Origin of the sequence: Chelativorans alearensis, from assembly GCF_010993735.1 — a bacterium.
Lineage (GTDB): Bacteria > Pseudomonadota > Alphaproteobacteria > Rhizobiales > Rhizobiaceae > Chelativorans > Chelativorans alearense.
Genome location: NZ_WQNI01000007.1, coordinates 114,121 through 138,264, shown reverse-complemented (window position 1 = coordinate 138,264; position 24,144 = coordinate 114,121). Strand labels below are relative to the sequence as shown.

Annotated in this window: 23 protein-coding genes; 12 read left to right on the top strand and 11 right to left on the bottom strand. The window is 58.3% G+C overall.

The window, feature by feature from the left end; translation table 11 throughout:
* Positions 1–109: 109 nt before the first annotated feature.
* Positions 110–532, bottom strand: a complete 423-nt coding sequence (locus tag GPJ75_RS12410; RefSeq protein WP_163268720.1) for a MarR family winged helix-turn-helix transcriptional regulator — start codon at positions 530–532, stop codon at positions 110–112.
* Positions 533–973: 441 nt separating this feature from the next.
* Here GPJ75_RS12410 and GPJ75_RS12405 point away from each other — a divergent pair, with 441 nt between their 5' ends.
* The 10 genes from GPJ75_RS12405 (at position 974) to GPJ75_RS12360 (ending at position 11,369) form a co-directional block, all read left to right on the top strand.
* The gene (locus tag GPJ75_RS12405) at positions 974–2,389 is read left to right on the top strand and encodes an aminomethyl transferase family protein (protein ID WP_163268523.1); all 1,416 of its coding nucleotides are present in this window, start codon (positions 974–976) and stop codon (positions 2,387–2,389) included.
* 319 nt (positions 2,390–2,708) lie between these two features.
* Positions 2,709–3,584 carry a methylenetetrahydrofolate reductase gene (locus GPJ75_RS12400; protein ID WP_163268521.1) on the top strand — a complete coding sequence of 292 codons (876 nt, stop codon included), beginning with the start codon at positions 2,709–2,711 and terminating at the stop codon, positions 3,582–3,584.
* Positions 3,585–4,000: 416 nt separating this feature from the next.
* Entirely contained in the window at positions 4,001–5,167 is a 1,167-nt protein-coding gene (locus tag GPJ75_RS12395) for an ABC transporter substrate-binding protein (protein ID WP_163268519.1), read from the top strand.
* An 83-nt stretch (positions 5,168–5,250) separates the two neighbouring features.
* Positions 5,251–6,114, top strand: coding sequence for a branched-chain amino acid ABC transporter permease (locus GPJ75_RS12390; RefSeq protein WP_163268517.1), 864 nt, complete (start codon positions 5,251–5,253; stop codon positions 6,112–6,114).
* Positions 6,111–7,100 (top strand): branched-chain amino acid ABC transporter permease, encoded by a 990-nt coding sequence (locus tag GPJ75_RS12385; protein WP_205602517.1) that lies wholly within the window; start codon positions 6,111–6,113, stop codon positions 7,098–7,100. Before GPJ75_RS12390 ends, GPJ75_RS12385 begins: the two co-directional genes overlap by 4 nt.
* Positions 7,097–7,846: an ABC transporter ATP-binding protein gene (locus tag GPJ75_RS12380; protein WP_163268515.1), complete on the top strand. Its 750-nt coding sequence runs from the start codon at positions 7,097–7,099 to the stop codon at positions 7,844–7,846. The genes GPJ75_RS12385 and GPJ75_RS12380 overlap by 4 nt, the downstream gene beginning before the upstream one ends.
* Positions 7,839–8,546 (top strand): ABC transporter ATP-binding protein, encoded by a 708-nt coding sequence (locus tag GPJ75_RS12375; protein ID WP_163268514.1) that lies wholly within the window; start codon positions 7,839–7,841, stop codon positions 8,544–8,546. Before GPJ75_RS12380 ends, GPJ75_RS12375 begins: the two co-directional genes overlap by 8 nt.
* Positions 8,547–8,573: 27 nt before the next feature.
* The gene (locus GPJ75_RS12370; protein WP_163268512.1) at positions 8,574–9,797 is read left to right on the top strand and encodes a cytochrome P450; all 1,224 of its coding nucleotides are present in this window, start codon (positions 8,574–8,576) and stop codon (positions 9,795–9,797) included.
* Positions 9,798–9,816: 19 nt separating this feature from the next.
* Positions 9,817–10,140, top strand: a complete 324-nt coding sequence (locus GPJ75_RS12365) for a 2Fe-2S iron-sulfur cluster-binding protein (RefSeq protein ID WP_163268510.1) — start codon at positions 9,817–9,819, stop codon at positions 10,138–10,140.
* The gene (locus GPJ75_RS12360; protein WP_163268507.1) at positions 10,137–11,369 is read left to right on the top strand and encodes an NAD(P)/FAD-dependent oxidoreductase; all 1,233 of its coding nucleotides are present in this window, start codon (positions 10,137–10,139) and stop codon (positions 11,367–11,369) included. The genes GPJ75_RS12365 and GPJ75_RS12360 overlap by 4 nt, the downstream gene beginning before the upstream one ends.
* Positions 11,370–11,484: 115 nt before the next feature.
* Here the strand turns inward: GPJ75_RS12360 and GPJ75_RS12355 are convergent, their stop codons facing one another.
* From GPJ75_RS12355 to GPJ75_RS12315, 9 genes are all read right to left on the bottom strand, one after another.
* A complete protein-coding gene (locus GPJ75_RS12355) occupies positions 11,485–12,264 on the bottom strand; it encodes an IclR family transcriptional regulator (protein WP_163268505.1) in 780 nt (259 codons plus the stop codon).
* A gap of 175 nt (positions 12,265–12,439) precedes the next feature.
* The gene (locus tag GPJ75_RS12350; RefSeq protein WP_163268503.1) at positions 12,440–13,762 is read right to left on the bottom strand and encodes a TRAP transporter large permease; all 1,323 of its coding nucleotides are present in this window, start codon (positions 13,760–13,762) and stop codon (positions 12,440–12,442) included.
* 47 nt (positions 13,763–13,809) lie between these two features.
* A complete protein-coding gene (locus tag GPJ75_RS12345) occupies positions 13,810–14,343 on the bottom strand; it encodes a TRAP transporter small permease (RefSeq protein ID WP_163268501.1) in 534 nt (177 codons plus the stop codon).
* 26 nt (positions 14,344–14,369) lie between these two features.
* Positions 14,370–15,353 (bottom strand): TRAP transporter substrate-binding protein, encoded by a 984-nt coding sequence (locus GPJ75_RS12340; RefSeq protein ID WP_163268716.1) that lies wholly within the window; start codon positions 15,351–15,353, stop codon positions 14,370–14,372.
* Positions 15,354–15,513: 160 nt separating this feature from the next.
* On the bottom strand, positions 15,514–17,130 hold the full coding sequence (gene mdlC / locus GPJ75_RS12335; protein ID WP_425483149.1) for a benzoylformate decarboxylase: 1,617 nt from the start codon (positions 17,128–17,130) through the stop codon (positions 15,514–15,516).
* A 100-nt stretch (positions 17,131–17,230) separates the two neighbouring features.
* A complete protein-coding gene (locus GPJ75_RS12330; RefSeq protein WP_163268712.1) occupies positions 17,231–18,679 on the bottom strand; it encodes an aldehyde dehydrogenase in 1,449 nt (482 codons plus the stop codon).
* Between the two features lie 171 nt (positions 18,680–18,850).
* Complete coding sequence (locus tag GPJ75_RS12325) at positions 18,851–19,699, bottom strand: intradiol ring-cleavage dioxygenase (protein ID WP_163268499.1); 849 nt, start codon at positions 19,697–19,699, stop codon at positions 18,851–18,853.
* A 13-nt stretch (positions 19,700–19,712) separates the two neighbouring features.
* Positions 19,713–20,780 carry a maleylacetate reductase gene (locus GPJ75_RS12320; RefSeq protein WP_163268710.1) on the bottom strand — a complete coding sequence of 356 codons (1,068 nt, stop codon included), beginning with the start codon at positions 20,778–20,780 and terminating at the stop codon, positions 19,713–19,715.
* Positions 20,781–20,784: 4 nt separating this feature from the next.
* Positions 20,785–21,957, bottom strand: coding sequence for a flavin-dependent oxidoreductase (locus GPJ75_RS12315; protein WP_246249039.1), 1,173 nt, complete (start codon positions 21,955–21,957; stop codon positions 20,785–20,787).
* Here GPJ75_RS12315 and GPJ75_RS27350 point away from each other — a divergent pair.
* Both GPJ75_RS27350 and GPJ75_RS12310 read left to right on the top strand, forming a co-directional pair.
* A complete protein-coding gene (locus GPJ75_RS27350) occupies positions 21,853–22,128 on the top strand; it encodes a hypothetical protein (RefSeq protein ID WP_246249043.1) in 276 nt (91 codons plus the stop codon). The genes GPJ75_RS12315 and GPJ75_RS27350 overlap by 105 nt on opposite strands.
* A 25-nt stretch (positions 22,129–22,153) precedes the next feature.
* Positions 22,154–23,053, top strand: coding sequence for an AraC family transcriptional regulator (locus GPJ75_RS12310; protein ID WP_163268497.1), 900 nt, complete (start codon positions 22,154–22,156; stop codon positions 23,051–23,053).
* A gap of 52 nt (positions 23,054–23,105) precedes the next feature.
* On the opposite strand, the gene GPJ75_RS12305 is transcribed toward GPJ75_RS12310, so the two are convergent.
* On the bottom strand, positions 23,106–23,936 hold the full coding sequence (locus GPJ75_RS12305) for an SDR family NAD(P)-dependent oxidoreductase (RefSeq protein WP_163268495.1): 831 nt from the start codon (positions 23,934–23,936) through the stop codon (positions 23,106–23,108).
* Positions 23,937–24,144 lie beyond the last annotated feature (208 nt).

Here is a 24,144-nt window from a genome sequence, read left to right as displayed (position 1 = left end):
ATCGTGAGACCAAACGCTCGCCTCCCGAAACAGCGAGATCGAACATGGTCACCGTCAACAACACTTCCCCCCAAGCTCCGCGGAGTTGGTAAGGGTACCGGATTATTTGTCAGGGCTCGATCCCCTCCTCTGGTTGGCTCTCACGAGACTCGACATACTTGGCAAGCACTTCCACCATCACATCGACCATCGCGGAGCCAAGTTCAGCGCGCATTTCACTTTCGGCAACCTCAAGGCTGCGATGGAACACCTCCAGCCATGCAAATCCTTTATCGGTGAAGCAAACGAGTTTTGCGCGGCCATCCGTGGGATCTGGTCTCTTCTCGATGAGGCCGGTTCGTTCGACCTGATCGACGAGTTCGCTCATGGATTGCTTCGTCATCGATGCACGTCGTGCCAACTCCGTAAGACGCGTGCCCTCCTCGTCGAGGTTTCGTGTCAGGTTGATATGCGCAACCGTAAGTTCGTCATGCCCATTTGCGCGCAGGTTTTCCACAATACGCGCTTCAAATATCCGAACGGCTTCATTCATTCGACGCCCGATATTGTTACGACGCCAGGAATTCCTAAGTTTCATCGCTGCTCTTCTTGAATCAGGTTTCGCCGAATTCGATCGCTCCGACTTTACCGATAGGCCGATCGTGCGGATTTTTCCACTCCGGCGGCGAAAGGATTGACACGTCGATTCCGACAACGATATAGTCAGGTATCCGAACGAAATCGGATATGCAACCTAACTGTTGCTTACGGGAGGAGAGATGCATCGCCATAGATCCCGCGCCGAACAGGTGCGTTCATTCAGACGCGTGCGCTCATCTGATTTCGTCTGGTCCGCTGGACGCAAAAGCGTCTCAGCCTTTCGGCTTCGACAGCCTCCCGATCCGTGGACCATGGCGTCAAATCATCCCGTCAGGATCTCTTGTCCTGATGGGCCTTGGCAAGGCACTAGTCACATCGAGCGGGATCGATCATCATGGTAAAGGCAAACGGCGGGAAGTCGCTGCAGAATCTGATCGACGAAAAACCGAACCTCGTCGAGTTCTTTTACAACGACACGCTGGCTCCTCACTACCGGGCTAGGACGAGCCTGACGGCGGCATATATCCCTCCCGAGTTCACGAACTGGCGTGATGAGCAGAGAGCATGGCGAGAGTCCGCGATCCTGTTCGACCAGTCGCACCATATGCCGGAGATGCTGCTCAAGGGTCCCGATGCATTTCGCCTCCTTGAGCGTTTGGGCATCAATAGCCTGTCGAACTTTACGACGGATCGCGCCAAGCAGTTCGTCGCCTGCACGCCACGCGGACACGTTATCGGCGATTGCGTGATTTATCGATTGGAGGATCAGACTTTCGAGCTCATCAGCGGGATGCCGGTGCTCAACTGGGTTCAGTACAATGCCGAGCGGGACGGCTACGACGTCACAATCGAGCGCGACGATCCGACCCCCTACAATCCTGCTGGAAGGCGGTGGTTCTATCGGTTCCAGCTCGAAGGTCCCCACGCCGGGAAGATCTTCCACGATGCCGTAGAGGGCGGCGCGCCTGAGATCCCGTTCTTTCGGACTGCGAAGGTCAAGATCGGGGGCTGCGAAGTTCTTGTGTTGCGCCATGGCATGGCCGGCCATCTCGGAGCAGAGCTTTCCGGCCCTTACGACGAGATGGACACGGTGCGATCCACCCTGCTCACCGCAGGGAAGAAGTATGGCCTGAAGCAGGGAGGCACCAAGACCTATTTCAGTACGATTTTCGAGTTCGGCTGGATGCCGTATCCTCTCCCGGGAATCTATACGGGCGAGGAACTTCGCGATTACCGCGAATGGCTTTCCGGCAATGGGTGGGAGGCCAACGCGCAGCTCGCGGGCAGCTTCCTGGTCGACAACATCGAAGACTACTATGTGACGCCCTGGGATCTCGGGTACGGGCACATCCTAAAATTGGATCATGACTTCATCGGTCGCAACGCGCTGGAGGCGTTGCCCCTGGAGAAGCGGCGCAAGAAGGTTACCCTTGTCTGGAACAGAGAAGATGTCGCGAAGATATTCGCCTCGCAGCTTGGTGATGGGCCAAGATACAAGGCCCTAGACTTTCCGGTCGCATATTACGGATGGCCGCAGTTCGACGAGGTCAGAACTGCCGATGGCCGCCTGATAGGGCACTCCTGTCACTGCGGATACAGCGCGAACGAAGGCGAAATGCTGTCACTCGCGATGCTTGAAACATCAAGCGCCGAACTGGGCACCCAGGTCCTGCTAATCTGGGGTGAGCCTGCAGGCGGCTCCCGCAAGCCGAATGTCGAACGTCACGAGCAGTTGCAGGTTCGCGCAACGGTGGCACCGGTTCCCTACGCTCAGTCGGTGCAGAAGCTGAAACGCGCGGCTATCAGCTAGCTGCCGCCTCCCCTCCAAGCGCCGCGCATCCTCCCCAACAAGGGAGGATACGGCTACCTGAACACTCTGCAGTAGGGGCTCCGCGTGGTATCTCGACCCAATTACCTGTTTGACCTTCCGCGCCAAAGATCGCGTTGCAGTCGGTTCGCGCCACGGCGAAGGATCTCATCAGGATTGGGCGCGATACGGAAGCGCTCGTACTTGCCCGAGCGGTTCGTGCGGCAGCAGAGCGCCGCATATTCCTCAACGGCCGAAAGACCGTGGTGTTTAGCTGAACCGACGCAGCAAGGCCGCACGGATCAAGATCAGGATCGGTGTTATGACAACAGCTTCCATACTTGGTGATCATCAAGATGCACAACGACGCGTCCTTGACGGATTTTCGCTGGAGCTAACCGCGCGTGATGCCCATCGGCTTCACCTTCTCAAAGGCATCGTTTCAGAACGCGCCATCATGTCGATCCCTCATCTGCCTTCTCAAGAGAGTGATGCGAGAGTTGGAGCAGCACGTATGATCCGGAATATGGGTTACGAGCCGGTACCGCATGTTGCAGCGCGTCGCTTCGAATCGGCCATGGAACTGGAGAGTTTCCTTGCAGAGCTGGCAGAGCAAGCGCAGGTGGAGAGTTTGCTCGTTCTTGCAGGAGATATTGAGCGACCACTCGGCCCGTTTCCAGACACGTCAACATTGCTTCGAAGCGGCCTGATGGAGAAGTACGGCGTCCGGCATATCGCCATTGCGGGCCATCCCGAGGGTCATCCGAGGCTCGAAAAGGTAAACCTTGCTGCCGCACTTCGTGAGAAACAGGCCGTTTTGGCGGATAGCGGCATCGACTGCTCGATCATCACGCAATTCGCGTTTGGCGCGGAGCCCGTCCTGAGCTGGATAGAGGCCGTGAGACGGAATGGCATAGAGGCTCCCATTCGCATCGGCGTTCCCGGTCCGGCGAATGTAAGTACACTTGTGCGTTTCGCGGCAGTGTGCGGCGTCGGCGCCTCGACTTCGGTGCTGATGAAGTATGGGCTTTCTCTCAGGCAGTTGCTTTCCAGTGCAGGGCCCGACAAGTTAATCGACGACTACTCGCAACTTATAGATCGAGCCGTGCACGGAGAAACCTATATACATTTCTATCCATTCGGCGGCATTGCGAAAACCGCCGAGTGGTTAGACAAATACCGCGCGCGGTTTGTGTAACGATATTTTTCTCATTCGACCGGCAAAACGCTTGGTGCTGATGGTCAACACGATCAGGGCGTATGCCGGCTTCCTCGCTGTTGAGATTCCAACCTCGGCGTAGCGACTCCGTCTCTCAGGGGAAATGTCCCACACAAATCTATATTTAGTTCTATAGCCTGACTATCTTTCGACTTATTCCGTAAGAGAGGCACCGCCTCTGAACCGGAGGAAGAGCAACGTCCACTTCACTATTATGCAATTTTTTACGCAACTCGTATTCCTTCGTGTACATGAGCGCACCCCGAAACCTGCCGCCACTCAGCTTGACATATTAGTCGTGTTTCCTTACCAATATTGTTGGAGGAACAGTTGACAAGTGTTCGGCAACACCGATGCAGACTTGTCAGTGTCCATCGCTCTAGGGAGGAGCTCAAATGAGACAATTGCGTTGGGGGCTATTTGCGTCTTCGTTCGCTGTGCTTGCCTTTGCGGGAGCGGCGTCAGCGGAAACGATCAAGGTTGGCGTGATTGCCACGTTCTCCGGTCCGAATGCCATCTGGGGAAAGCAGTTCCGGGAGGCGATACAAGTCTATGCGGCCGAGCACGGCACCGAGGTGAACGGCAACACGGTAGAGTTCATCTACAAAGATGTTGGTGGTCCGAACCCCGATGCCAGCAAGGCGGCTGCACAGGAGTTGCTCATCCGGGAAGGCGTAAAGTACCTAGCCGGCTTCGACTTCACACCCAACGCAATGGCGGTCGCCCCGCTTATCAATCAGGCGAAGGTGCCGGCGGTCATATTCAACGCCGCCACATCTGCGATCAACGAGCAGTCGGAATACTTCCTGCGGACCAGCTTTACTCTTTGGCAGGTAACGGTGCCGATTGCCCAGTGGGCCGCGGACAACGGCGCGAAGAAGGTGATCACGGCGGTCACTGATTACAATCCGGGTGTTGACGCCGAGAGCGCCTTCGTCAGCGCCTTTGAGGAGAAAGGTGGCACGATTGTCGACAAGATTCGAATGCCGCTTCAGACAACGGATTTCGCACCCTTCATGCAGCGGATCAAGAATTCGGGTGCTGATGCGGTGTTTGCATTTCTACCAGCCGGACCAGCCACCTTCGCGTTCACAAAAGCATATAATGAGAACGGCTTGAAAGAAGCCGGAATAACTTTCTATGGAACCGGAGAGACTGACGAGACGACGATCGACGCTCTTGGTGATCAAGCGATCGGGCTGACGACGGCCTATCACTACTCGGGCGTACATGACTCCGACCTTAACCGGTCGTTCACGGCCAAACTTGAAGAAATGTTTCCGCAATCCAGGGCGAACCTTGCTTCGGTTGGCGCTTATGATGGTGTGCACCTCATCTACAAGATGATCGAGGCTGCAGGAACAGACGGCGAGAAGGCGATTGAGTCATCAAAAGGACTTTCCTGGGAAAGTCCCCGTGGCCTGATCAGCATTGATCCAGACTCGCGGCACGTCATCCAGAACGTTTACATCCGACGGGTTGAACGTGCGGAGAACGGTTCCCTGGTGAACCGTGAGTTCGACACAGTCGAAAACGTCCCCGACCTCGGGTTCAGTCGGTAGAGCACTGCCCCACCCCCCCGGCGCGCACCAACTGTCCGCCGGGGTGCGGGGTTCTAACTTGTTCTCTGGACGGTAGAAATCGCATGACGATTGCGCTCAGTATTCTTGTCGACGGGGTCGCCTACGGCATGATCCTTTTCATGATCTCTGTCGGTTTGTCGGTAACGATGGGTTTGATGCGGATCGTCAACCTGGCGCATGGCGGCTTCGCACTGCTTGGCGGCGCCTTCGCCCACGTTTTGACGGTCTGGTATTCGGTGCCGTTCATCGCGGCGCTTGCGATATCCGTAACGGCGGTAACCTTTCTGGCGATACCCCTCGAGCGGCTTGTCTACCGTCGAATCTATCGTTTCGGCGAATTGGAACAGGTCCTTGCAACGATCGGAATCGTCTTTGTCGTGATAGCTGGCGTCAATCTTTTCCTCGGCTCCACGCTTCTGCCGATCCGAATGCCGCCGGAAGTCAGCAGCCCGGTGGATATCGGATTTAAGGTGCTGCCCCTCCACAGGATTATCGTCATTCTTGCTGGGCTGGCGGTCGTGGCGGCTCTTTATCTACTCGTGGAGCAAACGCGGTTCGGGATCTACCTGCGCGCTGCCGTCGACAATCAGGACACTGCTGCGTCTCTCGGCATTAATACCTCAAAGGTATATTTGGCGGCATTCGCGCTGGGAGCCGCTTTGGCGGCGATTGGTGGGATTCTTGGCGCGGAACTGCTACCGATCGAGGCCTACTACCCGCTTCGCTACATGGTTCTCTTTCTGATCGTCGTTGCTGTCGGCGGTCTGGGAAGCATAGTAGGATCCTTCCTGGCAGCGCTGAGCCTCGGCATCCTAGACACGGCCGGTCGGTACCTGCTCCCTGATATGGGTACGATCTTCTTCTTTCTCGCGATCACGGCGCTCCTAGCAGTACGGCCCAACGGATTGCTGGTAAAGCCGTCGTGAGCAGGGAATCTACCATCGATAACGTGCGCACATCGCTGCCAATCGCGAAGACGCACTGGCCGCTTGTGTTCCTGACCCTCGGCGCTTGTGCCGCATTCTTGCTGTTTCCCTACGATCTTGGGTTCATGACCCGAATATTGATTATGATGGTGTTCGTGATCTCTTTCGACCTGATCCTCGGATATGCGGGTATCGCCACTCTGGGCCATGCGGCGATGTACGGGTGCGGTGCCTATGCAGCTGGCCTCTTTGCAGTTCATATCTCGCCCGATCCTCTCTTGGGACTTGCTTCCGGTGCCGCCATGGGCGCCTTGATCGCCTTCGTTTCAGGCCTTCTCCTGATGCGTGCTCACGGATTATCCCTCCTGATGTTGTCGATCGCGGTGACGATGGTGCTGCAGGAGATCGCTTCAAAAGCACGCGATGTGACAGGTGGTGCCGATGGGCTGACAGGGATATCGATGGGTCCCATTCTCGGCGTCTTCGAATTCGATTTCATCGGCAAAACGGCATATTGGTACGCGTTCTGCGCATTGTTCGTAATACTGGCGCTCCTGCGGATATTGGTCGCGTCGCCGTTCGGGCTCGCTCTGCGAGGCATAAAGGACAGTTCAAGCCGCATGCGTGCAATCGGCACGCCGGTCTATTGGCGGAAGGTTACTGCCTATGTGATCGCCGGAGCGATCGCAGGTATCGCCGGCGCGCTGTCCGCGCAGATCACCAGCCTCGTCAGTGTAGAGGTGTTCAACTTTGCCCTGTCGGCAGAAGTCATGGTCATGCTTGTCCTGGGAGGCAGCGGGCGTCTCTACGGAGCCCTGATCGGCACGCTGGTGTTCATGACAGTTCATCATGTTGCTGCAAGCATCGACCCTTTCAACTGGTTATTTGCTATCGGCTTCATGGTTCTTGGCATTGTCTTTTTCCTGCCCGACGGTCTGATCTCGCTGCCTAAACGCATCAGACGCATGATCGGAGCCGTAAGATGACTGCAGGCCTCCAGATCAAGAACCTATCGAAGAATTTCGGCGGACTGCAGGTCGCGCGTGACATCTCGGTCGACCTCCCAACCGGCGCACGGGCGGCCCTCATCGGCCCGAACGGAGCCGGAAAAACGACCTTCGCGAACCTTGTCATCGGGGCACTTCAGCCAAGCGCAGGCAGCATTCATCTGGATGGAAAAGATATCAGTTCTCTATCGGAGGCCGCACGCGTACGCGCTGGCATCGCCAAGACATTCCAGATCACCAACCTGTTCCGGCACCTCACGGTTCGGGACAACCTTCGCCTGCCCGTTCTGGAGAGAGAGCGAAGAACGTCGAGACTGTTCGGACGGTATGATGACGACGAGGCCATCGAGGACGAGATTGAACGACTGCTGTCGGACTTCCGGCTCATTGAACTCGCGGACCAGGAAGTCCGCAGCCTTGCCTATGGGCAACAAAGGCTCGTGGAACTCGCGCTGTCGCTGGCGCTCAAGCCAAGAATCCTGATTCTCGACGAACCCGCGGCAGGCGTGCCGTCATCCGACAGTCATCTGGTCATCGACGCGATCAAGCGGCTGCCCGCCGATCTGACGGTACTGGTTATCGAGCACGACATGAAGCTTGTGTTCGAGGTGGCCAGCAGGATCATCGTACTCGTCAATGGTGGAATACTGGTCGAGGGAGCTCCTAATGAGATCAGCAGCGATCCCAGCGTCCGCGAACTGTATCTCGGAGCCGGACATGCCTGAAACAATGCTGGAGATGGACAGCGTTGTTGCCGGCTACGGCGACACGCATATTTTGCACCACCTGTCGCTGAAGATTGGCAAAGGTGAACGCGTCGCGATCGTAGGACGCAACGGCGTCGGCAAGACCACAACGCTGGCGACCGTGATGGGGCTAACACGGCAGCATTCGGGCGCCATTCGGTTGAAGGGCGAGTTAATCGACCGTCTCCCTCCTTATAAACGATCGCGCCTTGGTATCGGCCTCGTACCGCAGACGCGCGACATCTTTCCGTCGCTATCTGTCGAAGAGAACCTGGTCGCCGGCGTACGCAATGGCTCAAGCATCGACGAAGCCTATGACCTTTTCCCACGGTTGAAGGAACGCAGGCGAAACGGTGGGCGACAGCTTTCGGGTGGAGAGCAACAGATGCTCGCCATCGCGCGGACGCTTATGGGAAAGCCGGATATCGTCTTGCTTGACGAGCCGCTGGAAGGTCTGGCGCCAGTGATCTGCGAGATGCTCGTCGAGGTGTTTCACGAACTCTCAAGGAGAGGTCACACGATCATTCTGGTGGAGCAGCATACGGCTCTTGCACTCGAATTTGCGGATCGCATCCTGGTTGTCGAGCAGGGCGCAATCGTTCTGGAGGCAAGTGCGGGGGAACTCAAAGCAAACAGGGCAATGCTCGATCGCCATCTTGGGATCGCGGTCGCACACTGAACGACGGTAAGCCTGGGAGGCTTGGCAATGCAACTCGTCGAGGATCACATCAGGACCCTGATAGCCGCAGACATTCCGATTTGGGATGTCGATCCATACGCGACCGAGGTTCTGCAAACCCCGGAGCCGTATTACACTGAGTTGAGAGAAAAAGGTGCCTTCGTCTATATCCCCCGCTATGCCCTGCTGGCATGCGGGCGCTACGATGAGACGAGAGAGGTCTTTTCCGACTGGGAGCGTTTCGTCTCATCGCGAGGTGTAGGGCTAGCGGATTTCCACGTCGCTAAGCCTTGGCGAGCGCCATCTATCGTCCTTGAGGTCGATCCGCCATATCACACGCGAACGCGCACGGTCATCTCGCGGGCGTTGTCTCCGCGCGCGGTAAATGATCTCAAGGACGCATTTGCTGCAAAAGCCGATGCCCTCATCACGGAATTGCTCGATCTCGGCGAGTTCGATGCCGTAGACGACCTGGCGGAAGCGTTTCCAGTAAGTGTGTTTCCGGCTGCTGTCGGGATGCGGGAAATCAGCAAGCGCATGCTCGTTGATTACGGAGCGATGGCCTTCAACGCGCTCGGACCCGAAAACGAGCGCCGATCAAAGTGGCTTGAAAAGGCATCCGAGATTGTTCCGTGGATCATGGAGCAATGCAAGCGCGAGTCCCTTAGTCCTGGAGGCTTCGGCGCGACCATCTACGCGGCCGCCGACGCTGACGAACTGACCGAAGAAGAAGCGGGAATGCTCGTCCGCTCGCTGCTTTCCGCAGGGATCGACACGACAGTGACAGGCATCGGAAACACCATTTGGTGCCTGGGGCGAAACCCCGAACAGTTTGAGAAACTGAAACGCGACCCAAAATTGGCGCGTCCGGCCTTCGAGGAGGCTCTTCGGTACACGTCCCCTGTCCATTCCTTCTGCCGAACCGCGAGCGTTGACACAACGGTCGGCGGTGTTCCCATTTCTAGGGACACGAAGATCCTTTGTGTCCTGGGCGCAGCCAATCTTGACGAGCGGAAATGGCTCAATGCCGATCGCTTTGACATAGAACGGCGCCCCACGGGGCACTTGGCGTTTGGCGTAGGTATCCATGGCTGTGTCGGGCAGATCGTCGCGAGAGCTGAGGCAGAGGCGATTCTGACTGCGATCGCGCAGAAGGTCTACTCGATAGACATCATCGGCGAACCAGTCTGGCGCCCGAATCACGCCATTCACGCATTGGACAGCATGCGCGTCCGCTTCAATAGGCGGTGAGGTTGGAGGATACCAAACAGTGACGTCAGTGACATTTCGCAGCCACGATGGAAGCACGGTACAGGTCAACGGCGAATTAGGCGTCAGCCTGATGCAGACAGCCCTTAGCAATGGCATCGACGGAATCGTCGGTGAGTGTGGCGGGTCGGCCATGTGCGCTACCTGCCACGTGTACGTGGACGAAGCGTTTGTGAACCTCCTGCCACCGATGAATGACGTCGAGAACGAAATGCTCGAATGCACGGTATCGACACGCCGAGCCTCCAGTCGTCTTTCGTGCCAGATAAGACTAAGCCGTGAGCTCGAGGGACTTGTCGTAGAGTTGCCGGAGACTCAGGCGTGAGCCTTCGCGACATCGTAATTATCGGAACAGGACAAGCAGGTTTTCAGGTCGCGGCCAGTCTTCGGCAGGAAGGATATGAGGGTCGCCTGCTCATGTTCGGGGATGAGGCCGGGCTCCCTTATCAGCGCCCCCCCTTGTCGAAAACCTTCCTCAAAGAAGGTCATCCCGAACGACTGTTATTTCGCAACGCCGATTTCTTCGCTGCAAATGGGATCGAGATCCAGTCGAACACGCCGATCGCTTCAGTGTCCCCGAGCGAGCGATCTGTGACCACAGAAAGAGGAAATACCTATCATTTCGACCACCTTGTCCTCGCAACCGGTACGCGCAACAGGCAACTTCCCATTCCCGGGTTCAATGCCCCGAACGTATTCGGAATGCGCACGCTCGAGGATGCGTCGCGCATTCGCGATCGCTTGGAGATGACCAGCGAAATCGTCGTTATCGGTGGAGGCTTCATCGGTCTCGAGTTTACCGCCGCCGCCAAACAGCTAGGTAAGAAGCCGACCGTCGTCGAGGCACAGGACCGGCTTATGGCCCGTGCTGTCTCGGAGCCGGTCTCAGAGTTCTTTTTGGCAGCACATCGACGGAACGGAGTTGATATACGGCTTCGCCAAACGGTTCTTGCAGTCGAAACCGATTCCTCTGGAAACGCTTTCGCGGTCCGGCTTTCGACGGGGGAGAGGGTTTTCAGTGACCTTATCCTCGTCGCAGCCGGGGTGGTGCCGAATTGTGAGCTCGCCTACGCGGCGGGCCTGAAGATAGAGAATGGGATTGCGGTTGACCGCACCATGTTGACCAGTGCGCCGAACATCTCCGCCGTTGGGGACTGCGTGTCGTTCCCACTAGGCGATAGGCGCCTGCGGCTTGAATCCGTGCAGAATGCAGCGGACCAAGCGCGTTGCGTCGCCAGGCGCCTGACAGGCGCTGTCGAGCCCTATGACAAGTTACCGTGGTTCTGGAGCGATCAGGGCGCCGACAAGCTCCAGATTGCGGGTTTAATTGAACACGCCGACAAGCTCGTAGCAAAGCGCGATGATGAGACCGGTCGTCTTACCGTTTTCGGATTTAGCGCCGAACGCCTTTGTGCAGTCGAGACTGTAAATAGACCTGGGGACCATATGGCTGCACGGAAAGTACTGTCGGCATCTGACGGCATCATGCTTGCCGACCTCGAAGCTTCCCACTATCGGCTAAAGGAAGTTTTCCGGACTGTCGCGAGGCCCTAGGAAGTCGGTTTCATCTAGCCGCCATTCAGCAGGGTTCACCTTGGCCTGTCACATCGCAAACGATGGCGAACTGATGTGTTCCGCGAGGACGTGAGCATCGGCCGCGACAGCCTCGCTAATCATGCTCGTAAGAATCCGACTCACCGGCCACGGAGGCACTAATTCCCTCCGCCGTCTTTCGGAGCGCTTCCAAGGCTTCCCTGGTGAACTCCTCACCGAAGTGCGAGTTGGCGCCCACGAGGGAGATTCCTGCAATCATGCGCCCGACGCCCGACAGTACAGGCACTCCAATCGCCGTAATCTCCGCTTCGCGCTCCCCTTTGCAGAACGAGTAGCCGTCCTTGCGGACCTGCTCAATTTCGACTTTCAAGCGCTGTGCATCGACCACAGTTCGGGGCGTGTAGGCTTGCAGTTCCTGGCTGGAAAGAAAGCTCTCCACTTGCTCATTCGTCAGGCTGGCGAGCCACAGCTTGCCATTTGCCGTGCAATGCATCTCCAGTGGCTCGCCCACGCCCATGTTGAGTGAATAGGACCGCGAGGAATTGGCGCTCGCAATCACGACCATCCGATTGTTGCGGTAGGTGGTGGCGATCGCCGTCTCCCGGAAACGGGAGGCCAGATCGTCAAGATAAGGCTGCGCAATTCTCGCAATAACGTCCGATGACGCGGCGATCGAACCCAGGTGGGCAAGCGCAAGCCCAAGCCGGTACTGGCCGCGACGTTCGGATACCAGGGCGCCGGCCACCTCCAAAGTGCGAAGAAAACGATGTGCGGTTATGGGCTTGAGTCCCAACTCCTTGCAGACAATCTGACTGGTCAGGCTTTGGCGCCCATTCGAGAACAGCGACAGGATCTCGAACGCCGTCAAAACAGAGTTATTCAGTTGCTCGCTCATGTATCCCTGGCCCAACTATGCGACGGCCCTTCGTAAAAGCAAAGGCGATCCGAACTCCAACGCAGACAGCCTTCCAACCATCCGCAGAACGCCGTTCAAAGATAGATGCAGGCGATCTCATGTCTTTGAACGGTCGCGCGCGGCAACGATTTGCTCCTGTCCCGAGGAACATTGATCAGCCTATCCAGGCAGGGAAAAACAGCACAAGCGCTGGAAACGCAAGGATGATTGCAACACGCAAGAGCTCGACAGAAAAAAAGGGGAATGCACCCTTGAAGGTCTCCATCATCGGAACGTCTTTGGCCATGGCGTTGATGACGAAGACATTCATCCCAACCGGTGGCGTTATCAACCCCAACTCAACCACGATCAACGCGAGAATGCCGAACCAAAGTTTGGTTTCATTCTCGGTCAGCCCGAAGTTCAATTCGGAAATCACCGGCCAGAAAAACGGCAAGGTCAGCAGGACGATCGAGAGGGAATCCATAAACATTCCGAGAACGATCAGAGCAATAAGAACGAGCAGAAGCAGGAAGTACGGAGGCAGTCCCGACTCGAGCATCACTTGTGCCGCCGCCTGCGGCACGCCGCCTCGCGACATGAATATTTCCAGAAGCTCCGCACCCAGGACGATGAGATAAATCATACCCGCATTTCTCGCCGTAGCGAGAATGGCCTCGAGTATGTCTTCCGGCGTCAGGAGCTTGGCGGCGAAGCCATAAGCGAGAACAAGGAACACGCCGATCGAGGCCGCGGCTGTCGCGGTATAGAAACCGGCATACATGCCGCCCAGCATGATCCCGAAGACAAGCGTAACAGGTACAGCTCCAAGCGTCGCCGAAACCAGTTCTTTCCGAGTGACGACACTGCCTTTCGGCCCCGCATCTGGGACAAACAAGGTGTAGAGCCAGATTGTCGCGACAAAGAAAAGCACCGCGAGCAGGCTGGGGAACATCGCCGCGGAGAACATCTGGATGATGTTGGCCTCGACGATCACCGAATAGACGACGAGGACAATCGAGGGAGGGATGAGAATGCCCAGGGTGCCGCCTGCCGCCAATGTGCCGGTCGCGAGCGCGGAAGAATAGTTGTAACGCTTCAATTCGGGCAGCGCGACCTTGCCCATTGTCGATGCGGTGGCCAGTGAAGAACCGCAAACGGCTCCAAAGCCTGCGCAAGCGGCAATCGCAGCCATCGCCACCCCGCCCCGGAAATGGCCAAGCCATGCATTTGCCGCCCTGAACAGGCCGTAGGACAAGTTGGCTCTGGATGCGAGGTGCCCCATCAGGATGAACAGCGGCACGACTGACAGATCGTAGTTTGAGAAGGTGCCGTAAGCCAGCGACTTCATCTGCGAGAGCAATATTGCGGGCCCGGACAGCATCCAAATGCCGGCCAGTCCAACCGCCGTCATCGCGTAGGCAATTGGCACACGGACTGCGATGAGCCCAACAAGAGCAACAAGCCCCGTTATTCCGACCAGAAATTCGCCGGCCACAACACCCTCCCAAAATCTGTGCGAACAGTTGACGCAACGCCTGTGGGCTAGCCGCTCATTCCTGCCTCGACTTCCTCGGGCAGTTTTCCCTGCTTTGCCTGAATGAGATTCGCTATTGCAGCCAAAGCGAACAGCAGCAATGAAACAAGGACCGGCACATAGGCGTACCAGATAGGAATCTGATAGATTGCCGTCGTTTCCTGATATTCATAGACGTCTTCAAACCCGGCACTCATGCGCCAAAGCAGAAAGAGAGCCCAAGCCGATCCAAACAGCGCGCCTATACCGCCAAGAAACACAATCACACGCCTCTTGAGGCCGGCGGTAAAAATATCCGCGGTCACGTTCGAACCCGAAACCTGGCAATACGGCAGCGCCATGAACATTGAGATGGCCGCCCCCATCTGTACCAGTTCATAGACGCCTGGTACGGGTTTGTTGATCAGCGCAGCCATCATGACGCTTACCACATTGACGGCCACGAGCCCGAAGAGAACGACGCCACCGCCGAGCGCCCACCATTTACAGATATTGCGCGTCAACGAGACGAAGAGATCCTGTCGGGAAGTCGCGGCCGCCATTTTGGAACACCTATGCTTTGGGTAGCCTATTTCGAATGTGCAGCGATTTTTTCCTGCGCCGCCTTGACCAGATTCTCAGCATCAATGCCTTTTGAACCGGCTTCTTCGATCCAACGATTGACCACGGTGTCCATGGCGACGGTGAACGCCGCGCTTTCCTCCGGGGTCAAATTGATGTGGCTATTGCCCGCATTCCCGATGATCTTCTGGCCCACCGTCTCGAAACTGGCCCAAATCTGGCCGACTTCGCGCAACCATTCCTCATCGGAATTGTCGAGGAATACCTTTTGAATATCCTCGGGTAGGCTGTTCCAGCGATCGAGGTTCATTGAAACCTGGAAGACGCTGGTGCCTAGCCGTCCGCCATCGGCAAGTTCGATCTGATAATCGGTCAAATCCTGCAGCTGAAGGGCGGGCACGATTTCAAACGGAACCAGACCGCCATCGACCACGCCCCGCGATAGAGCCTGAGGGAAATCGGGAACTGGCATGGAAACAGGATTCGCACCCAACGCCTCGACGACCCAAGCTCCGGTTCTGGTCGGGGTCCTGAGCGTCTTGCCCTGAAGGTCGGACGGCGAATGAACCTCGGTGTCCGCGGTGTGAATGGCCTGCCCGGCGTGCACATGCTGGAATAGAACCTTCACGCCGACATGCTCTTCGGCAAGATGCTCATCGAACAGCTCTGCGAGCGCCAGGTTCGTGGCGACCGGGTCATTGAAGTGGACATTCGGCAGTTCAAAGGCTTCCGTGCGTGGAAACAGGCCCGGCGTGTATCCGTTCAGGGTCCAGACCAAGTCCACCACGCCATCGCGAACCTGCCGGATCAGTTCGGGGGGCGTCCCACCGAGGGACATAGCCGGGTAGATTTCGATCTTCACCCGTCCGTCGGACGCTTCCTCTATCCGTTTCGCCCAAGGCTCCAGCATCGCATGATGCGCGGGCGCCTTGGGACCGAGGAAGTGATGCAGGTTAAAGGTGAACTCCTGCGCCACCGAAGGCATCGCCATCAGGGCCACCGCCCCGAAGGCGCCCAAGACAAGGCCCAGCTTACGCTGTAACCAGCCCGTCAGCGAAGGGTGCCACCTTGATTTTGTTCCATTCGATATGCAGCTAGACATGTTCTTCCTCCCTTTGTTCAACACGTTGCGTACGGTTCCTCCACACGGCCTAGTAGAGTATGTGGACTTCCGGATCGACGACGACCTCCAAAAGCCCCGGCCCCGTATTCTCCAAATTTTTCTTCAAGGCGTCCTCCAACTCGGCGGAAGTCCGTACCCGTTGCGCGGGGCACCCCATGGACTTCGCAAGGTGGAGGAAATCCAATCCCTGCACATCGATACCCGGGACATCCCGCACCTGCAGCGTGCGACTGAACGAGCGCATGGCGCCGTAGCCACCATTGTTCAGGACCAGAACGGTGAGATTCACATTGTGCTGGACGGCGGTCCACAAAGCCTGGGGTGAATACATGAACGAGCCGTCACCGATGACACACACGATCTTGTGCTCGGGCCTGGCAAGACCGAGGCCGACTGCGCCGGGCAGACCATAACCAAGGCCGCCACTCGACATCGTGTAGAAGCCGCCCCATTCTCGAATGCGGACGAAGTCTTGCATGATGGGCCTGGTGGACGGCGACTCCTCCATCATGACCATTCCAGGCGCCCAAAGTTTTCCCAGACAGTAGAAGAAATGCGCCGGCGTGATTTCCTTGACGACCTTTGGGCTTGTTGGCGGACTTTTCCTGCTGCCCGCCGGATTTGTGGTCTCGGGCAGAAGCGCCGCCAGCGCGGGTACGCTGAATTTCAGGCTGCCGAGAATACTCAGGCCCAAAGGCGCGGATGCGGCGGTCATGTGGTCGGTCGTCAAGTGAAAAAGCGATATATCGCTCTCGACCAGCCGGGATTGCCCGGACACGTGATACGTGAAGACCGGCGCGCCGATGACACCGACGGCGTCGTATTTCTCCAGCGCGTCGGAGACCCTTTCGGGCGCCGCGGGCAGGAAGCCCGCGAAAAGAGGATGGTCTTCCGGAAACACGACCCGGGCCGCGAACGGGGCCGCAAGAACGGGAATGTTCATCCGCTCGGCAAGATCCACCAATGCCGGCCCGGCATTCTCTTCGTCGACTTCGGGCCCCACGACCAGGACGGGCGCCTTGGCGCCGAGCAGCATGGCTGCGGCCTTCTCGACAAGCGATGGGTCCGGCGCGGTGTCGATCGAAACTTCGCGGTCCCTTACCGGCCGGCAGCGTGCCGTCCAATCGTCCACCGGAACGGATACGAATGTGGGGCCCCACGGACGTTGCATCGCAATCCGGTAGGCCTGCGCGATCGCCACTGGAACGTCCTCGGGCCGCGCCGGCTCGATGCTGTATTTCACATAGGGTTTCGGGAAGCTCGGTGCGTCGGTAGCACCGAGGAAAGGCTGGTTTAACAACAGGTCACGCGATTGCTGACCGGCGATGATCACCATCGGCGCGCGGTTCTTGTACGCGGTAAACACATTGCCCAAAGAATGGCCGAGACCCGCGGCGGAATGGAGGTTCACGAATGCAGCTTTCCCGGTAGCCCGCGCGTAGCCATCGGCCATGCCGACAACGGATGCTTCCTGCAGCGCTAGAACATAGCGTATGTCACTCGGCCAGCGGTCCAGCATCGGCAACTCCGTCGAACCCGGATTCCCGAAAAATGTATCCACGCCAACCGAGCGAAGGAAATCGAAGGTCGCTTCCCGGACGCTTGTCCAGGTGGAACGCATTTCAGATGCACTTTGAAGATTCATGGACGATGGGATTCTCTGGATGAGTTTGGAATTGCAGCCACGAACGGGCGGCCGGCGAACCGGATGATGGCGCCGCCGAGCCAACCGGCCAGGTAAATGGCTAAAACGGATAGTGCTGATCAGGATCTTCAATGGTGATCCAACGCAATTCCGTGAACTGTTCCACCCCGGACTGGCTGCCGAATTTTCCGTAACCGGACGCCTTTGTCCCGCCGAACGGCATCTGGGCCTCATCGGCAACCGTCGGACCGTTGATATGGCAGATGCCGGAGTCGATCGACTCGGCAACACGAAGTGTCTCGTTGATATTGGATCCGAATACCGAGGCGGCGAGGCCGTAGGAACTGTCGTTGGCCAATTCGATGGCGTGTTCGGTGTCCCTTGCACGCAAGACCGCCACGACCGGACCGAAGCTTTCTTCGCTGTAAAGCTCCATCTCCTTGACGACACCATCGACAATCGTCGCCGGCATGATCGTTCCGCTTTCGGGGACGCCGCCCGTAACGACCTTCGCCCCTTTGTTCTCAGCATCTTCGACAAGAGAGCGAACGTTCTCGATGATGTCGGCATCGACCACCGAGCCAAGCACCACATTCTGGGCGGGATCTCCGTACGGAAGCGACTTGGCCTTTTCAACGAAGCGCTTGACGAACTCGCCCGCAATGGCTTCGTCGACGATCACGCGCTCGGTCGACATGCAGATCTGGCCCTGATTCATGAATGCGCCGAACGCCGCCGCATTCACCGCCGCTCCAATATCTGCATCCTTGAGCACGACCATCGGCGCCTTTCCACCGAGTTCGAGCAGAACTGGCTTCAGATGCTTTCCGGCCTGTTCCGCAACGATGCGCCCGACACGGGTCGAACCGGTGAAGTTGATACGTTTGACATCCGGATGCGCGATGAGCGCGGAAACGACTTCGGGCGCACCTTCAGCTGAATGGGTAATAACGTTGAGCACCCCCTTCGGCAGCCCTCCCCGCTCGAAGATTTCGCCAATCATCCGGTGCGTGTGCGGGCAACGTTCCGATGCCTTCAGAATGACACTGTTTCCGCAGGCGATCGGCATGACGACGGCCCGGACACTGAGAATAATAGGCGCGTTCCAGGGCGCCATGCCCACCAGAACGCCGACCGGACGCCGCACCGCCATGGCCAGGCTGCCCGGCTTGTCGCTGGGGATGACCTCACCCTTCAGCTGCGTCGTCATCGCCGCCGCTTCGCGGATCATTCCTGCCGCGAGCTTGACGTTGAAGCCGAGCCAGATCTTCGTGGCGCCGGTTTCCCTGGCTGCGACTTCCATGAACTCGGAAGCTGCCGCCTCGAATTCGTCCGCGACCTTGAGGAGGATAGCCCGCCGCGCGCTTGGACCAACCTTCGACCACGTCTTGAATGCCTCGGACGCACGCGCAACGGCCTTGTCCACATCGGCTCTGGTAGCCGTCGGCGCAGTCGTGACGACTTCGCCCGAGACCGGGTTCCTGCGCTCGAAGTAGTTCGAGTTGCTGGAAGCAACGAACTCACCACCTAAAAGCATATCGATTTTCATCGCTTCCTCCCTTTGGTCGCAGATGGCCGGGGTAGGAGCGCCCCAGATCTGCTCGAACATGATCTAATCGAAGCCATCTATATTAGCAATACACAAATCTAATATAGATGTTTTGCTGCCCCGCTGGGCAGGTCTGTTCCCGATGGATTGCCATGACGATGGCGTTCGGCATCAGGAGTCCCGAGCAATCGGCGTCAGGACGAAATTGAAATGCGAGCGCCATTCCGTGTCACCGCCAATATCCTCGAACGGAGCGACCAGCGTCTTCTTCACGCCGAATACCGTATCGGAGGTGATGTAGGGGTCGTCGCCGACAAATGTGTGGGTCACGAGTTTCTGGTATCCGGGGGCGGTCACCAGAAAGTGCATGTGCGCTGGCCGATAGGGGTGCCGTCCCAGCGCCCTCAGCATCTTGCCGACCGGTCCGTCATCGGGGATCGGATAGCTGACAGGCTTGATGCCGATGAAGCTGTACCTGCCGTCCTCGCCTGTGGTGAAGATGCCGCGGTTGTTCCACTTTGGCTGGATGCCCGGCTGCTGTACGTCGTAGAACCCTTCGGCGTTGTCGGACCAGACATCGATCTTGGCGCCCTCGATCGGTTCGCCTTGAAGATCGACGACGCGCCCCTCGTAGAGGCAGGTCTCCCCCTTTTTGTCGAGCGAGATGTTCTCCCCCATCGCCCGTTCCGGCGCGCCGGCCACATGGAATGGGCCGAAGACGGTATTCTCCGTCGCGCCCATCGGACGACGATTATTCATGGCATCGACCAGCATCGAGAAGCCGAGAACGTCCGATAGCAGGATGAATTCCTGTCGCTCGCCCGAACAGATCTGGCCGGTCTTCGTCAGGAAATCGATCCCAATCTCCCATTCCTCCTGGGTCAGATGAATCTCCTTGGCGAAATTGTGCAGGTGCTTGACCAGGCACGCCATAACCTCCTTCAGCCGCGGATCGACATCGCTGCCCATGCGCGCGTTCACGGCGTCGACTGAACCTTCCTCGGTGAAAAACTGTGTCATCTCAAACCTCCCGTTACGGACGCTTGCCCTCGTAGGCGTCTTGCAGCAGCGCGCGCACCGCGTCTCGCTCGATGGCACGCGGATTCCAGTAGGAATTCTGCACGGCAAGCTCGGCGACACGATCCAGATCGCTCTCCGACACGCCCAGCGATTTGAGCGCCAGCGGCGCCCCCAGCTTCTCGGCCAAGTCAAACAGCCCCCCGCCGGCGGTATCGCTCCCCAGAAGATCGGCGACCGGCCTGAGGCGGTCGCCCGCAACGAATTCGTTGAATGCCGTGGCATGCGGCAGCACGATCGCATGCGTTTCCGCATGGGGCAGGTTCAAGGCGCCGCCGAGCGTGTGGCAGAGCTTGTGATGCAACGCCATCCCGACCTGGGCGAGCACGGTTCCGCAGAGCCAGGCTCCAAACAATGTTTCTTCGCGCGCAGCCACGTCCGCCGGCGCCGCGATGACACGAGACAAGCCCACCGCGAAAGCGCGGATGCCCTGCAGCGCCAGGGTGGAGGAAAGCCTGTTGGCATCCCGCGCATATAAGCCTTCGACGGCATGGGCCATGGCATTGAGCGCGCTCGTCACGGTCATGTCCACCGGCAGCGTCGCCACCAGATCGGCGTCGTAGACGATAACTTCCGGCTGGACCTTTGGTGATTTCAGGGTCGTCTTCACCCCGTTCTCGGTCTGGCCAAGCACCGGCGTCGCCTCGGAACCCGCATAGGTCGTGGGCAGGACGATCTGCGGCAGGTCGGTGCGATACGCGATGGCCTTGCCAAGCCCGATGGTCGATCCGCCGCCGATCGCGATTGTGCAGTCCGCCCTGCTGGCGCGGATCTCCGCCATCGCCTCTTGCGTGACCTCCACCGGTGTATGCATGGCCGCACCCGAGAACAGGCCCGCGGCGCGGTCACCCAGCGACTGAACGATTTCCTGTCCCTGAGCGACTTGCTGCGGCGTTGTCAGGATCAATGCGCGCGAAACGCCCAGAGCGTCCATTTCCTGCCCGAGATCGCGGCGTGCGCCCCGTTCAAAGCGGACACGAACAACCTGCCCCGCAGGATCGAAACCAGCGTGAAAGACCGGCATCGGATCAGGCCGTCTTCTTCTGGAAGCCGGCAATGTCGCGGTAAGAGGCCGCGACCTGTTCCAGCTCCTCCGCCGTGATCAAATCCTCGATTTTGTCGTCAGGGCCCTTGACGCGCGCGTCGGCAATGTCGAGCACCTGCTCCGGACCGCCTTTGCGGTTGGTGAGCACCACCTTGGTGGCCACCGGCAGGCGGATTTCCTCGTAGGCTTTCAGCCCTTCAGGGGCGGCATTCTCGGCCAGGCAATCGGCCAGAACGCGGCCGTCTATCATCGCCTGGCTCGCGCCGTTGGCGCCGATCGGATACATCGGATGCGCGGCATCGCCCAGAAGCGTAACCCGGCCCTGCGTCCAGAACGGCAGCGGGTCGCGATCGATCATCGGGAATTCTGTCACGCCTTCGCTCGCCTGCATGATCTGGACGAGGTCCATGTCGCTCATCCGAAATTGCTTGAACGGCGTGATATAATCGAGCGTCGCGCCACGGGTCCAATCGGCGTCCTGGATGTGCCGCGGCTTGTCGATGCGCACTTCCGCCACCCAATTGGTCAGCGCCCTGCCCTGTTTGCGCAGCTTTTCGCTGATCGGATACATCACGAATTTGACGTCGTGGTTGCCGGCGATCACCATCGTGCGACCGTCGCCGATTTGATCCATCTCGACAGCGCCACGAAACATCATGGTGCCCTCGTAGCACAACGGTCCTTCATTGGGGTGCAACTGCTCGCGCACCTTTGAACGCAACCCATCCGCCCCGAACAGAAGATCGGCCTCATGGGTGTTGCCATCGGCAAACCTAACAGTGACCTTGTCATCCGTCTGGCTGAAGCCCTCGACGAGCTTTCCCGTTTCAATCGCATCGGCTCCGAGGCGTTCACGGACGGCATCGAGCAGCAGAAACTGAAACTCGCCACGGTGGATCGAGTATTGCGGAGCCGCAAAACCCGCCTCGATACTGCGTGGGTCCGACTGGATCAGGTGCCCGTATTTGGTGCGGTACTCGATGCAGCGGGTTCGGATCGCAATCTTGTCCAGAGCCGGGCCCAGGCCGAGATCGTGCAGCACCTTGGAGGAATGCGGCATCACATTGATGCCGACGCCAAGTGGCCTGATCTCCGGCACCGCCTCGAAAACCTTGACCTCAAAACCTTCTTCATGCAGGCAAAGAGCCGCCGTCAAGCCGCCAATACCGGCGCCCGCGATCGCGATCCTGATCACCGCGCGTCCTCCCTTGTGTACTACAGAGCTGACACTAGCCGCCATTGGAAGGGCATTGCTGTGCCTGTTGCTCTCATTGGGATTCTGCGACTTTCAGGCGCGAAAACAATCCACACCCATGATATAAAATAGCACAATTTCAACTTTCGTGCCGGCGATGAACCAAACCAAACTCGATCGCGACAAATATGTGTTGGGGGATGCATCCGCCCATGTGGGATTTTTGAACTGCGAGAGAATCTCCGAACGCAGCCACATTCACGGATGGGAGGTCGACACGCATTACCACGAGGGCCTGTCGCAACTGTTCGTCTTCGGTCAGGGTCATGTCGAGAGCCGCATTGACTACACGCCGCGCACGATCGACGCCCCCGCCATTGCCTGGCTTCCCGCGCTTTGCAGCCATGCTTTCAGCTACCAGAAGGATATGGAAGGCTGGGTCATCACAGTTCCCACTGCCGATGTGTCCCGGCTGGCTGCCGGGCGTGTTTGGCTGGAAGGATGGATCATCCGACCACAGATGCTGTGCGGGGAGCAACACAGCGAGCAACTAGCCGAAGCCGAACGCCTGTCCAGAAGGATCGAGCGCGAGCACCGAAGCCATGGCGAGGAGCGCAACATTGTTCTGGAGTCGCTATTTCTGCTCGCTCTGGTGAACCTCCATCGCGGGCTTGCAGTTGCACATAATGCGAAGACTGGCATCACCGACCGGCGGCAGCATCTAGTCAACCAGTTCCAGGAGCGGCTTGACCGCCACGTGAACACGCTGCGTTCGGTCGCCGAATACGCCGACATGCTATCGGTAACGCCGACCCACCTGTCGCGCACGGTCAAGTCGGTTACCGGCCGGACGGCGGGCGAGATCATTCACGACAGGGTGATGCTCGAGGCGAAACGGCAACTCGTCTTCACCGACACCTCCATCTCGGAGATCGCCTACGCGTTGAAGTTCTCAACACCCTCTTACTTTACGCGGTTTTTCTCGATGCAGACCGGCGAAAGTCCGCGCTCGTTTCGACGGCGGATGCGGACCCCGACCCACACGTTGGGCAAATGACTGATCAGGTCACGGACCGCGAGTGCGACCTGCCGCAGGCTTTGGCGAGCCTTCACGACGAAGCGGCAAAGTCCGTGCTGACGGTCTGGGCTTCCCAATCCTCCATCTCCTGGACGACCGCCTCCAGCTTGCTCCGCGCGCGCTGCAAGGCATCAGAGCCGAGCAGTAGATGCAGCGGCGGATTGTCGGATTTGACGGCTTCGACGATGACACGCGCCGCACGGTCGGGATTGCCCAGCTGCTTGTGGTTGACCTGTGCCAGCTTCGCCATGGTCGCACCCACGGTGTTGTCATAAGCCGTGTCTTCACTACTGCTCTTACGGACGGACGTGTCGTCTAGGAAATCCGTCCGGAACTGCCCCGGAACGATCGCGGTGACCCGTATACCAAGCGGGGCAACTTCTTGCGACAATGACGCCGAGAAGCCCTCGATCGCAAATTTTGCCGCCGCATATAGCGCTATCCCGACCCCCGGCGCCCGCCCCGCGATCGAGGTGATGTTGACAATGTGGCCCGAGCCCTGGGCGCGCAAATAGGGCAATGCGGTACGGGTAATGCGAATCGGTGCAAAAACGTCCACTTCGAACAGATGGCGAAGTTCCTCTTCGGTGGAGGTTTCGACCGCCCCGAGCAACCCATAGCCGGCATTGTTGACGATGACATCGATTTTGCCCAACATTTGAAATGCTTCGCGGACAACCGACTCGGAGCCTTCCTTGTCAGACATGTCGGCCTTGAGAACTCGGAGCCGGCCTCCGCCAGAGGATAAAAGCGGGGCCGTTTCTCTTACGGTGCCGATGACGTTGTCGCCATCGGCGAGTACTGCTTTTGCCAGAGCCAAGCCAAGGCCGCGCGAAATCCCCGTGATGAACCAGTTTTTCAAATTAGATCCCCCGTTGGAAGACGAAGCTGTGCGCAATTCGCATGTCGGTCTTCGTTATCGCGTTTGGCTGTCGGGCGAAGACGCGCCGCACGACGTCAGCGGCTCGAAATCTGCCTCGCGTTCGAAGAACTTGTTCACGCATCATCCGATGCGATCCTGCATCATATAAGCGTTATTCCAATCATCCCCACAGTCTGCACCCCATAAT